The following is a 14,042-nucleotide window of genomic DNA, read 5'->3' on the forward strand; positions in this document are numbered from 1 at the left end:
TTGAAACCATATTTATCATGGAGGAATCGGCATGGGATACTTTGTTACTGTAGAGCAAGGTGTGAATTTATATGTTGAAGATATTAATCCGGGGGGCAGCAAGACGATACTATTTATACATGGATGGCCATTAAACCATAAACAGTTTGAATATCAGTTTAATGTTCTTCCGGCAATGGGATATCGATGATAGGAATTGACTGGAGGGGTTTTGGCAATTCGGATAAACCTTTCATTGGTTATAATTTTGACAGACTGGCAGATGATGTCCGCGCTGTAGTAGAGGCACTACAATTAAAAGACTTCACACTAGCAGGACATTCCACAGGAGGAGCGATATCGATTCGATACATGGCTCGATATCAAGGTTATGGTGTATCTAAATTAGTTCTTATTGATGCTGCTGCACCTACTAGTGTTCCAAAGGAAGTTGCAAATAAATTTATTACAGAAACATATAATGATCGACCTAAAATGCTTCAAGGAGTAACGGATCTCTTTTTCTTCCAGCATATCACTGGAGCATTCTCGGACTGGTTCTTTCAGCTGGGATTACAAGCAGCTGGGTGGTCGACTGCCGGAATTATGAAGACTCTAAGAGATGAGAATGTGTACAATGATCTTGACAAGATACTCGTACCAACACTAATTATTCATGGTATCCATGATAAAATCGTTCCTTTCACCAATGCTCAGGAAACTAATAAGCTAATAAAGAATTCACAGCTTATTCCATTTCATTACAGTGGTCATGCTCCTTTCTGGGAAGAACGTGACAAGTTTAACCAGCTATTAACACAATTTATTTAGTTGAAAATTTATACTTATTGGGGTACAGCCACATACCCATCAAGTTAATAAGTAAATTACTAGATACGAAATAATCCTTGTTTCAAAACTAGCGAGTGATGAAAAAGTAAGCATGCCAAAAAAGCCTTTAAAAACACGATTTTTTTGCTAGGCAGCTTGTCTATGCTTCACCGTCGTTTCATACACAACCCCTAGAATATCAAAGACGGTCATCTTCTTATACCGATGACATTTACGACCGTTCTTTTTGAGCAGCTGATAAAGGCGATGCAGAATTTTCAAAAGGTCTTCTGTGCCAACTGCTATCGCCTTAAACAGTAATGGAAAGTAATCTTTAATCATATATATCGCTTTGTATTCACTCAGCTCCTGCTTTTTCTTTTCAAGCATAAGCTGTCGCATTTGAAACATCGTAGAAGAACAGAGGAGAATGCCAATGAGTTGTCCATATAAATGGCACTCTAGGCGTTCTCTTTTCATATTTTTACATTCATCAATTTCGAAGAATGACTTCCACGTTTTAAACAAAATCTCAATCTGCCAACGAAGTGAATACAATGAATGCACGTAGTTCGTTGTTACTTCTTCTGGCGACGTGTTTGTGAAATATACATTCATGCCCATTAAACGTTTACTTTTATCCTTCATGACAATGCCTTTCTTCTTTTCACGTATCACTTGGTTTTTCAGGCGTGTTTGCGTTTGATCATCAGTTAAACGATGGATAATGACACGTGCTGGAAGCTTCTGATTTTGGCCAATGTATGCATCGGGAATTTCCATCGTGTCACCAGGGGTTAGACTAGACATCATTTGTGTCATATCAAGCTGGATGTATTCTGTTTGCTTTTTTAACGTGCCATTTTTGAAGTATTCTGGCTCAGGGTTTTTGATATAAATACGTGTATTCAGCTTCAACCGCGAGATATAGTAAGCCTCTTTATCATGAATGGCTTGTAAGTCACCTAAATCGAAGTAACCAAGATCACGCAAACATAAATCGCCTGCCTCAACGGTTTCAAGGCAGGTGGTACCGTATGTTTTATCATTATTCTTTCCTGGTCCAAGCTGCATGTTAAGAAATTGACCACTCAGTAAATCATTTTCCAATTGGATTTTCACACCTGCCGTATTACTACTCCCACCTGAACCTTGATAGTCAGTGGCAAAATGATCAGGCAGTTGAAACACTGTCGCATCTAAGATACGGATACGATTAAAAGTAGAAATCATGTGTGCAGAAAGCGATTGATTTGAACAGAGTTTTTTTGAGAGAAGAGAAGTAAAGACTTCTCGAAGAAATGCGACAGCTGCTGGATTAAAGCGTTGATTCAGTCCTTCTGGGCTAATTAGTACCTCTGTGGAAGCTTCTAACCGACTGCACAATTGTGTAAGTGATGTGCTAGCGATTTCCTGACTGAGCCATACGCAAAGGGCAATGAGTTCGTTTGCTTGATACTTACTAGATCGCTGTACAAAGCCAACTTGTTTGGATATGTTCTGTAGGACTACTGGAGATAAAAAGTATTGTAGCTCTTGTGCGAAAAGATTTAGTTCATTTGAAATGATAGGATTCATCAAAAACGCCATCCTTTCTCGTAAACCTCTTACGATAAGCATAGCGTTTTTTCATTTTGAGGGTATGATTTTAACTTCGCTTGATGGGTATGTGGCGGTACCCCTGTTCCAAACTATACAAAAAGGCACCCAAGAATTATCAAAGAGTCTCCTTCGTCTGTTTAACCTCCTACAGCGCAACGGACGAAAATCTCATAGATACCAGAAAAAACAGTCTTTGATATATTAGGTGTCGTTTACAATTGTACCATATCTGAAGATCTAGCTGCTTAATTAAAAAAAGACAAAACCCATTAGGGTTTATTTCGTATGCGAATTTTTAAATAATCTACACTGATCCCCTATAAAAAGTAAAAAAACTCTCCTGAAAATTTCCTAATGCAGTCTTAGCTTGATAGCGATGTGGTACTACCCCAAATTGGGGGATTAGCAGCCTCAGTCGTCCATTTATCAACTACATTAAAGGTACCGAATGGCAAAGAAACTATTGAATTACAAAAGATCTTAGACGGTTTCTTCCCAGGGTTCCTATCCCTTCTTGCAGTCCTATTTTTCTGGTATTTAATTTCCAGGAAAAAGTATAGTGGGAAAAAAGTTCTGCTCATATTAGTAGCTATTACAATTGTGGGTGTTCTATTAAATGTGTTTTAAGCAATTTTAGATCAGGATGATATTCAGGCCTGACAGGGTGAGTTTGTTATTATGAATATTCGTTAAATTCCGCCCCGCCCACACAGAATATAACTTTTGAACTATATAGTTATACCAATAGTTAAACCAATAGTTATACCAATAGTTAAACCAATAGTTAAAACAATTATCAATATTGCAAAAATTTACGTTGGATTTACACCCTGTTAAAATTTGTCACTTACCATTAAGCAGATAAGCAAATTTGATTCTGGAGGGGGTGGTTTTAGAATAATGTCCGGCCAATGGAATGTATCAGTGAGTTGATATGCTAAATTGGGTGGAAATCTTGCAGCAAGAGTTGTATAGGATCAATGCTTACGAATTTAGCTCAAAAACTTTACGACGAGGGAGGGACAACCAGATTCGATGTTAACGGGGTCTCGCTGTCAAAACGAGAATTTTTCCAGCTAAGCGATCAAGTAATATAAAATCCTGATTTTCAACCCCTCTAAGGGACCCCTTAACGGGCTAAGCAAAATGACAAACGGCCATTTCATATTGAGTATTACAAAGAATAACAGGAGGTTTAATTATGCTATTTCTTAAAAGGTTAAAAATTCTAACACTAACGATAATAGCTATTCTAGTAGGTTTTAGTGCTGTGCCTTTTCAGGGGGAAAGCTATGCAGAAGGGACAGAAAACACTACGGAAGAACCTATCTTCAGCTTCATGTCCATGTCGGACACGCATAGCAATACGGGTAAAACGGCTAAAGCTGTAACGGATGCTAAAAATAATAATGCAAGTGCAATCGTTTTAGTCGGGGATATAACCAATCTCGGGGATAGCGGTGAATATGATGCCATAAAAAATGCTATCGATTCTGTAAAAGATCATCCGCCGGTGCATTATACAATGGGAAATCATGAATATGATTGGCAGTCGGATTTTAATGTAGCGGTGAACAGATTTATACAAAAGGCAGGAATACCAGAAAATAAGGTGTATTACCACCGGGAAATACAAGGCTATGACTTCCTATTTTTAGGGTATGATAAGAAACCGACCAATACCGCGTATATGTCCGACGAACAGTTAGCCTGGTTTAAAAGTAAGCTTGCTGAAAATGCTGAACCGGACAAGCCGATTTTTGTGTTCAACCATATGCCTATTTCCAAGACCGTATCCAAGTCATATTCGGATAATTATGGTGAACAAACGGGACAGGAACAGAAGTTCAGAGATATCCTTGAAAAATATCCACAGGCTATTTTAACAACAGGGCATCTTCACGACGATACTAAGATACAAGGCAACATGTACACCAATAGATTTACTGCATTAAGAGACGGTGCCGTTTTAGAGAGTCAAGCTATGATGTTTGATGTATATAAAGACAAGGTGCATGTAAAGGGAAGAGATGTAACTACACAAAAAACCATATGGGAAGGTACTATGAGTCTGCACCCGAATACAACCGGCATGTATGAAGCCGAGGATAGTGTGTTCGCATATGCAACATCTGGCGACGACATAAATCCGTCCGGCGGCAAGTATGTGAATATGAACCATGGAAGCGCATATATCGAGTCGCTCAAGGTTGACGGAGCTTCTGGCGGCAATAAAATATTGAAAATAAGGTATGCTACCGATGCTGCCAATGTTGCCAAGGGATTATATGTAAATGGAGCCAAAGTACAGACGCTCAGCTTTCCGACTACCGGGAGCACGAGCTCGTATAACGATTTGGTGGTACCTGTTGAGCTGAATCAGGGTCCAAATAACAAGATCGTCATAAAAAGCGATGGCAACGCAGCGGGCGTGAACATAGATAAATTCCAAATTATGGATAGTAAAGATCCCAGCACGATGTGGGGATATAACGGCAATGGCAACGACAGTATCAAGAATGGGTTTAATGCAACTTTGCATGGAAGTGCTGCCTATGATACGACGGATAAAATGGAAGGTTCCGCTTCACTCAGCCTGAACGGTGCTGACGGTAATTATGCAAGTGCAGATCTTGTATCCACAAAAACAAACAATGTAACGCTAACAGCTTGGGTGAAGTGGAATGGTGCAACCTCAGGATCTCAACAAATATTGTCCAACGGAGATGGCCGTACCAATGGATATTCAATCGTGCTGGATCATGACCAAGGCGATAAGGTTTCCATTGCGGTCAACGGGCAGACGATCCTTGGATCGCAGACTGCATTGACTCCAGGACAATGGACCAATATTACTGCGGCAAGAAAAAGCGGCACCTGGAAGCTTTATATCAATGGCAACAGCGTACCAGTAACCGATAACAATACAACTCCTGCCACACCTACAACGGGAACGTATATCGGTGCAGACAGTAGAGGCCAACAAAGCTTCAATGGACGTATTGATGCAGTAAAGGTTTACAATCAAGAATTGTCTACAGATCAGATCATGGCAATTGCCAACGAGACTCCTAACGTTAAGTTGCAAAGCATCGAAATAACTAAACTGCCAACAAAGTTGAATTACCTGCAGGGAGATGGGATTAATATAGATGGGCTGGTTGTGACAGGCACTTACAGCGATGGAACAACAAAAGTGGAGAACGTAACGGTTGATCATATTACCGGCTTTAAGTCTTTTCGTAAAGGAAAAGTGCAACTGACTGTGACTCTAGGTGGAAAGACAGCCAGCTTTAACGTAAATATTTTAGATGTATTGTCTGGTTCAGCATCGGTGCCAGGAAGGATAGAAGGTGCAAACTACAATTCGAAACAGGGTGCTGTACTTAGAAGTGGACGGGTTAATGATGGCGGACCCGCATGGCAAGTGGTTTGGATAGAAAAAGGCGACTGGATGGAATATCACGTAGATGTGGCAAAATCGGGATTCTATCAAGTAAATTACAAGGTGGCAACAAGCTGGAGTCAAAATGGAAAATTCGGTCCGGCAGAGATTGAATTCCAGGTAGATGGAGTACCTCAAACGAGAACCACATTCTTAAACTCGCATTGGAACTATGTCATTAAATCCGATACGGTCGCACTGAGTGAAGGCTCACATAAAATAAGGCTGAAAGCAACTGCACCTTTTTGGGTTTTGCGCTGGTTTGAATTGATAGAGACTCAAGAAAAAAAATTGAACAGCATCACTGCGCCTGCACCGGTAACAGTGGCCATCGGAACGGCGAAGACAGCGGAAGCTCTTGGATTGCCTGCTAAAGTAGCCCTTGTAACCGATGGGGGAAATGTGGATGCCAGTGTGAATTGGGATGTAAATAGTGCAAGCTACGATCCAACTGCCACGACGGCGCAGACCTTCACGGTAACAGGAAAAGTAACTCTGCCTATTGGAGTCACAAACCCGAACAGTGTTCCATTGACAACAAGCATTAGCGTATCTGCAAGGGCTGCCGAATTAGTAGCCCACTGGAAGTTCGATGAAGGCTCCGGTACAACCGTCGGCGATTCTTCAGGCAACGGCAACACCGGAACTCTGGTTAACAACCCGACTTGGACCGATTCGGGCAAAGACGGAGCGCTTGCTTTCAGCGGCGGCTCAAGGGCCGAGTTCAACTCTTCGGCAACTTTGAATAAAACAGGTGACGAGTCCGTGTCGTTGTGGTTCAAGACTTCTCAACCTGCAACCAGCACCACGAGCATTTTCCGTAACAATAATCGTTTCACGGCCCTTCAGTTGGCAGGCGGTCAAGCTCGCGCGGCCCATTGGCCCATTGCTTCATCCAGTTATAAAGCGCTGTATTTTCCATGGACTTACAACGATAACAAATGGCATCATTATGTGGCTTCCTACGATCATTCAACGGGGATGAAGATTTATGTCGACGGTAACTTAGTGACAAGCAATACAACGAATCTCGGACTGCTTCCGACTGTGACGAATAAAATCGTGCTGGGAGCCACCGAAACCGGCGCAGAAGGTTACAATGGACTGCTGGACGACGTTCGCGTATATGATCTCCCGTTGACTCAGGACGAAGTAAGGCAATTGAGTGATCAACAATCGCCAACGACAACGGACAATGCGCCAAGCGGCTCGGTCAATTAAGATGTCACTGTAACCTTAAGCGCGAGCGATAACGAATCGGGTGTAGCCGATACCTGCTACACGGTAGACGATGGCGCTGAGCAAACGGGAATTGCCGATAGCCTGCAGGACAAATTGGCAAACAACGAGCTAAAGGGCTTTGTGAGTGAAGTGAAGGCTCAAAGCGGGAAGCACATATCAGGTGAAGCGGCAAAATATTTGCTGCGGAACGCTCAATATTTAGACGCTCAATATTCATTGACACAATTACGATTCGCTCAAGGGATTAGATTTAAACTTTGATGAAAAGAGGTCCCGCGGCAAAATATTTGCTGCGGGACGCTCTATATTTAGACCTCAATATTTATTGACACAATTACGATTCGCTCCAAGGGATTAGATTTAAACTTTGATGAAAAGAGGTCTCGCTTTGAAAATACGTGCATTCCTGTCCTTGTTCATAGTCACCTTAATATTTTGTGCGAATGCCAGCACTTCATTTGCCCATACTGACAAGGCCCAGTGGCAGGGTAGCTGCTATGAACCGCAAAGTAGTTTACTGTATATGGAATATTTACAGGTGTTTATCCAATAATAGTTACCAAAAACCACAGTTATTGTAATGATATCTTAAACCTATAATGTTCATTGATACCATAGGCTTTGAGGTTTACCATAAAAAATCTCCAAAAACATTACCAAATATCTTTACCATAATGTTATCTTACTTTTCCTGCTGTTTACTTTGCGGTCTGTGACATGAACCCTGTCACTAGGCCTAAAAGAGATGACGTTCATCTTTCGGAGAAACCATTAAGGCTTGATCACAGGGTTGCTGCTCTAATCCGTCACATAAGTCTTAACACCGATGAAATGGCTGTTTTCCTGTTACCGAATAGGTTAGTTGGTCCCACAAATGACCCTTTTCGGTTCTTTGTTTTCTACAAAGGTTCAAAGTTGCTAAAGAGGAAACAATTATTGCAAGTATATCAAGTTCTCCATTTTTATTAGCAAAAGCAGGAATCTTAAAGGAAAAAAATATACTGTTGGAATGACTCCAGAAAATATGGAGAGTTCAGGCATCTTTGAAAAAGAAAATTATTCAGAAGAATTAGTTGTGAAGGATGGAAACATAATTACTGCAAGAGGAAGAGGGTTTATTAAATTCGGAAAATATTTTGGGGATGCTTTAAAACTTGAGTTTAATGAAAGATGGTATCAAGAATAAATAAATTGATATTCAACTAACGCATGCGTTTCTTCAATAAGGTCTTTGAAATGTTCTTCCGCAAAACAGGGTCAATAGAGAAGAACGTTATTAATGTCTTCTAAGATTATCTTGAAATCGAGTCTTCTGTTAAAGGGCGCGTTTCTTCAGGAACGCGTCTATTTTAGAAACTATTGTATTACAAAAGATCTTAGACGGTTTCTTCCCAGGGTTCCTATCCCTTCTTGCAGTCCTATTTTGCTGGTATTTAATTTCTAAGAAAAAGTATAGTGGGACAAAAGTTCTGCTCATATTAGTAGCTATTACAATTGTGGGTGTTCTATTAAATGTGTTTAAGCAATTTTAGATCAGGATGATATTCAGGTCTGACAGGGTGAGTTTGTTATTTTGAATATTCGTTAAATCCTGTCTACACAGGATTTAAATTTTGAATTATACAGTTATAACAATATATCAATATTACAAAATGTTTACGTTGTATTTACACTCTATTAAAATTTATCACTTACCATTAAGAAGATAAGAAAATTTGATTCTGGAGGTGGTGGTTTTAAAATAATGTCCGGCCGATAGAATGTATCAGTGAGTTGATATGATAAATTGGTGGAAATCTTGTAGCAAGAGTTGCATAGGATCAATGCTTGCGAATTTAGCTCAAAAACTTTACGACGAGGGAGGGACAATAAGATTCGACGTTAACGGGGTCCCGCGATCTGAATTGGCAGGACCTGTCTTCTCGCCTGATGGAAACACGCTTTTTGTCAATATTCAAAGCCCAGGTCAAACCTTTGCCATTTGGGGACCGTTCCAACGCAGAAACTCTGCGCGCGCAAGGGAAATGTCCTATGCTGCTCCTGCGAAGCAATTTGCACCGCAGTTTCGGACAAACTGGCTCAAGTTGCCGAGAGTCAAGGGATGTCCATTCTAGAAGCTGCAGCATTTGAGCGCCACGCACCTCAGATGATGTTTGCTTGTACAAAACACGTTAAGGAAGCTTTAAAGATGATGTATCTCCCACACGTTCATGTCATCTCGAACCAAGATAAATTAAGTGAGAGTGTCAGATGTCATATTTGTGGTTATAAAGCTCATTATAAGTTGTTTAACTATCTCCCTCAAAAGAAGCAGGATTTAAAAAATATTATATAAATAGGAGGTTAATTATAATGTTACAAAACATAGGGATTCCTGGTTTGATTTTAATACTTGTGATTGCTTTAATTATTTTCGGCCCCTCCAAGCTGCCGGAAGTCGGACGGGCTTTTGGACGCACGTTAACTGAATTCAAGAGTGCGGCCAAGGGGTTAGTATCCGATGAAGAGAAAGAGGAAGCGAAAAAGCCTGAATTAACAGCTGTTGAAAAGAAGCAGGAGAAATCAGCAGTTTTATAATCATAGGTAGACGAGGCAACTCGTCTATTTCTTTGTGATGTTCTTAACGAAATTAGGGATTCTTAACCCAATCAGACTGGCTAAAGCGAGGAAACTCTCATATTTTGCTCTTATTGTAGTATCGATCTTGATTACGCCACCTGAAGGCACAAAACGGGAAATACATTTCAAGAAGCTGCAACCATTTTGCTGCGAGACGCTCAATATGTGTTGTCACAACAATAGCGTATTTATGAAAAGATAGAGGAAACGGATTCCAGCATGACTTGAGTTATAAACTTAATATCTACTCATTATTATTAATATTGTGAAAAATAATACTTTGTTAGAAGGGAAGAATATTCAATGAAAAAAATTATGAAAGACCAAAACGTATTAAACGAAGAAGTAAAAACGGTAAAAAATGATCCTTTTAATGTGGAAATGGATCGCCGCACCTTTTTGCAGAAGACCACGATTTTTGTTGGAGCTGCTGCCATAGGATCGACTCTAGTAAACTCAATTCCTGGTTTACCAGCTAGTGCAGCATCTAGTGCAGCATCTAGTTCATCCATCATGAAACCAGCAGGGGCAGAAAACCCTATCTTCAGCTTTATGTCCATATCTGACATACATGTCAATACAACGAATCTTGCTGAGGCGTTGAATGACTCTGTTGCTAACAATGTCAGTGCTATAGTTTCAAATGGGGATATGGTCAATTATCAAAGAGATGATGAATATGACACTGTCATAAATGCGATGAATGCAACAAAACATGCTCCAGTATATTATACAATTGGAAACCACGAGTATGACTACGATCCTGATTTCAACATATCCAAGAATAGATATTTAAAAAAGACAGGAATGCCGGGATTGTATTATGATAAGTGGATCGAAGGTTATCATTTCATTTTTTTAGGATCAGAGGAAAAATGGGCATTTATTTCCGACGAGCAGATCAGTTGGTTAGAGAGCAAGCTAGCTTCCAATGCCGACCCAAGCAAGCCGATTTTTCTGTTCTTGCATCATCCATTAGACGCAACTGTATCTAAATCATATCCATCGGATGGTTATATCGGAGTTGATTTTTTACAGCAGCAGAAAATCAAGAAAGTTTTGGCGAAATATCCACAGGCTATTTTAACAACAGGGCATCTCCATAATGATATTAGATTGGAAAACAATTTATATAGCAAAGAATTCTCAGCAGTAAGAGATGGATTTGTTACTGGCGCTGGCTGTCAAGGTTTAATATTTGATGTGTATAAAAACAAGGTGCAAATTAGGGGCAGGCACTTCAATACGTTAACAACAATATGGAACGGTACGATACTACTGAAACCGAATAAAAAAGGTGCGTACGAAGCCGAAGATGGTGTATTCGCTTACGCAACCATGAGCGATGACGTCAATGCGTCTGGTAGTAAGGTTGTCAATATGAACGATGGACGAGCATATTTGGAAATGCTCAGGGTTGACGGAGGAGCATCTGGCGGCAATAAAATATTGAAAATAGGGTATGCTACCGATGCTGCTAATGCTTCGATGGGGGTATATGTAAATGGAACCAAGGTACAGACGCTTAGCGTTCCGACTACCGGAGGAATGAGTTCATATAACGATCTGGCGGTTGCTATTGATCTGAATCCGGGTCCAAATAACAAGATCGTCATAAAAAGCGATGGCAACGCAGCGGGCATGAACATAGATAAATTACAAATTATGAAAAGTACCGATCCCAGCACGATGTGGGGATTTAACGGCAATGGCAACGACAGTATCAAGAATGGGTTAATTGCAACCTTGCATGGAAGTGCTGCCTATGATAAGACGGATAAAATGGAAGGTTCAGCTTCGCTCAGCCTGAACGGTGCTGACGGCAATTATGCGAGCGCAGGCCTTGCATCAACCAAAAGAGACGATGTAACGCTAACAGCTTGGGTGAAGTGGAATGGTGCAACCTCAGGATCTCAACAAATATTGTCCAACGGAGATGGCCGTACCAATGGATATTCAATCGTGCTGGATCATGACCAAGGCGATAAGGTGTCCATTGCGATCAACGGTCAGAAGATCCTTGGATCGCAGACTGCGTTGACTGCAGGACAATGGACCAATATTACTGCGGCAAGAAGAAGCGGAACCTGGGAGCTTTATATCAATGGCAACAGCGTACCAGTAACCAACAAGAACACAACTCCTGCCAAACCTAGAACGGGAACGTATATCGGTGCAGACAGCAGCGGCAAACATGTCTTCAATGGAAATATCGATGCTGTTAGGATTTACAATCATGCATTGTCCACCGATCAGATAAAGGCGATTGCCAATGAGACTTCTGACGCTAAGTTGGAAAGCATCACAATTACAAATCTGCCAACAAAGCGGATTTATACTATAGGGGAAAAAATTAATATCAGTGGCATGACCGTTGTTGGTACCTATAGCGACGGTTCTACACAGAATGTGAAGGTAAGTGCTGACAACATAACCGGCTTTAAAAGTATTGCTGAGGAAATGGGTCAGACCGTAACGTATACGGTAGGTGGAAAAACTGCTTCATTTACAGTAGATATATATACGGTAAAGCCTGGTGTACAATCAGTACCAGGATTGATACTAGCTTCAAGCTATAATGCAATGTCTAGTGTAATCCCTACCGATGACGGACAGATGGTAGTTTATCTAACCAAAAACACCTGGTTGGACTATGTTGTGAATGTAGAGAGTACAGGAACTTATCGTGCAGATTTCCTGGTAGCAGCACCTGGTGATGGAGCAATAGATTTTATTGTCGATGGTGTTTACCAGAAAACAATATCTTTGCCGAGTACCGGTGGCTGGACTTCCTGGAAGACTAGATCAGATACTGTAGAACTAAGCAAAGGCGCGCATACTGTAAGGTTAAAAATAAAGCAAGCGGGATTTGACTTCCGTTCGTTTGAATTGGTAAAGATGAATGATTGAAAATTAAACAGCATCACAGCACCTGCACCGGTAACAGTGGCCATCGGGACGGCGAAGACAGCGGACGCCCTTGGATTGCCAACGACAGTAGACTAGGTTACCGATTCAGGCAGCCACCCCATTCAAGCCAAAGTGACATGGAATGTAGATGCTTCAAACTATGATCCCACTTTAAAGACTGTACAGACCTTCACTGTAAATGGAACTGTAACTTTGCCAAATGGGGTGGAAAATCCCAATAACGTGCCTTTGACAACCAGCATTAGAGTAACTGTTAATAGTATCCCACAGTCTCAAATGACGGAAACAGCGACAAGTCAGGAAACAAGTGCCGCTAATAATGCAACATCCATGGCGATTGACGGAGACCCACAAACGTTTTGGCATACAAAGTGGGATAAATCTGATGTTCTCCCCCAATCAGATCAGAACAAAGAGCAGTCGCTTTTTTACTGGTAAGATCCGAAATGTTCTAAAAATGATTGATGTAGATAATCAGAAACCCAGCATCTTCACATGAGAAGATGCTGGGTTTTTAAGGTTAGATGTGCAAAATATCGCCTAAAATAAGTGCAAAATAACTCCTAAAGTGACACCCCGAAGATAATTCAAGTGGAAACATTATCAACCTGATATTATTTTATTATCCGTTCGATGGTACCTACGGTATAACCTCAGTTTTCGTGATTCAGTCGAAATGATGGAAGAACGTGGACTATCTATGGCTCATACAACCATTATGCGTTGGGTTCATCAATATGGACCTGAATTAGATGAACGAGTACGACGTTGTCTTAAACCAACCAATGATTCCTGGAGAGTCGATGAAACCTATCTGGAAGTCAAAGGTCAATGGATATATCTGTATCGTGCCGTTGATTCAGAAGGGAATACGATTGATTTTTATCTAAGTAAAGCAAGAAATAAACAAGCAGCCAAGCGCTTTTTTAAGAAAGCCTTGGCTTTTTCGCACGTTTCTAAGCCTCGTGTGATAACCGTAGACAAGAACCCAGCTTATCCCAGCGCTATCCAAGAGTTAAAAGAAGAAAAGCAGATGCCTGAAGGCATCCAACTAAGGCAAGTGAAATATCTCAACAATATCGTAGTTCAGGATCATCGCTTCATTAAAAAACGAATTCGCCCGATGCTTGGATTAAAGTCCTTGCGAACTGCTAAACGAATTATTGCGGGGATAGAGGCTATGCACATGATCAAAAAAAGACAGACTCTCCAAAGGGAGAAGTCTGTCCAAAATCAAAAAGAATTCATTCATAAATTGTTTGAATTAGCTTCATAAGCTAGCAATTTAAGGAAATTGACACTCTATGTTTCTATCGAGTATTTTTTGCACCAGAACCGAATCCTCCGATAACATGCTGCTTAGAATCGATTCTATAATAATGATCAGTCCCCA

The 14,042-nt window shown here is 40.7% G+C and carries 9 protein-coding genes and 4 pseudogenes; 12 read left to right on the top strand and 1 reads right to left on the bottom strand.

Going from position 1 to position 14,042, the window contains the following annotated elements; translation table 11 throughout:
* Positions 1–31 precede the first annotated feature (31 nt).
* Positions 32–810: pseudogene (locus LIT25_26515) on the top strand (alpha/beta hydrolase).
* A 147-nt stretch (positions 811–957) separates the two neighbouring features.
* On the opposite strand, the gene LIT25_26520 reads toward LIT25_26515, so the two are convergent.
* A complete protein-coding gene (locus LIT25_26520) occupies positions 958–2,388 on the bottom strand; it encodes an IS4 family transposase (protein USK36690.1) in 1,431 nt (476 codons plus the stop codon).
* 103 nt (positions 2,389–2,491) lie between these two features.
* Between LIT25_26520 and LIT25_26525 the strand changes: the two are divergent.
* The 11 genes and pseudogenes from LIT25_26525 to LIT25_26575 all read left to right on the top strand — a co-directional run bounded on the left by LIT25_26525 (position 2,492) and on the right by LIT25_26575 (position 13,925).
* Positions 2,492–2,661: pseudogene (locus LIT25_26525) on the top strand (IS4 family transposase).
* Positions 2,662–2,790: 129 nt separating this feature from the next.
* The gene (locus LIT25_26530) at positions 2,791–3,039 is read left to right on the top strand and encodes a PTS system mannose/fructose/sorbose family transporter subunit IID (GenBank protein USK36691.1); all 249 of its coding nucleotides are present in this window, start codon (positions 2,791–2,793) and stop codon (positions 3,037–3,039) included.
* 718 nt (positions 3,040–3,757) lie between these two features.
* Positions 3,758–7,078: a metallophosphoesterase gene (locus LIT25_26535; GenBank protein ID USK36692.1), complete on the top strand. Its 3,321-nt coding sequence runs from the start codon at positions 3,758–3,760 to the stop codon at positions 7,076–7,078.
* 1,030 nt (positions 7,079–8,108) lie between these two features.
* Positions 8,109–8,285 (top strand): hypothetical protein, encoded by a 177-nt coding sequence (locus LIT25_26540; GenBank protein USK36693.1) that lies wholly within the window; start codon positions 8,109–8,111, stop codon positions 8,283–8,285.
* A gap of 172 nt (positions 8,286–8,457) precedes the next feature.
* Positions 8,458–8,631, top strand: a complete 174-nt coding sequence (locus LIT25_26545) for a PTS system mannose/fructose/sorbose family transporter subunit IID (protein ID USK36773.1) — start codon at positions 8,458–8,460, stop codon at positions 8,629–8,631.
* Between the two features lie 366 nt (positions 8,632–8,997).
* Positions 8,998–9,248, top strand: a pseudogene (locus LIT25_26550) (DUF839 domain-containing protein).
* A 203-nt stretch (positions 9,249–9,451) separates the two neighbouring features.
* A complete protein-coding gene (gene tatA / locus LIT25_26555; protein ID USK36694.1) occupies positions 9,452–9,676 on the top strand; it encodes a twin-arginine translocase TatA/TatE family subunit in 225 nt (74 codons plus the stop codon).
* A 34-nt stretch (positions 9,677–9,710) separates the two neighbouring features.
* A pseudogene (locus LIT25_26560) lies at positions 9,711–9,821 on the top strand (twin-arginine translocase subunit TatC).
* A 200-nt stretch (positions 9,822–10,021) separates the two neighbouring features.
* Positions 10,022–12,628, top strand: a complete 2,607-nt coding sequence (locus tag LIT25_26565) for a carbohydrate-binding protein (protein ID USK36695.1) — start codon at positions 10,022–10,024, stop codon at positions 12,626–12,628.
* 132 nt (positions 12,629–12,760) lie between these two features.
* Positions 12,761–13,087 (top strand): hypothetical protein, encoded by a 327-nt coding sequence (locus LIT25_26570; GenBank protein ID USK36696.1) that lies wholly within the window; start codon positions 12,761–12,763, stop codon positions 13,085–13,087.
* Between the two features lie 175 nt (positions 13,088–13,262).
* Entirely contained in the window at positions 13,263–13,925 is a 663-nt protein-coding gene (locus LIT25_26575; protein USK36774.1) for an IS6 family transposase, read from the top strand.
* The last annotated feature ends 117 nt before the right edge of the window (positions 13,926–14,042 follow it).

The sequence above is a fragment of the Bacillus sp. F19 genome, assembly GCA_023823795.1.
GTDB lineage: Bacteria > Bacillota > Bacilli > Bacillales > Bacillaceae > Bacillus_P.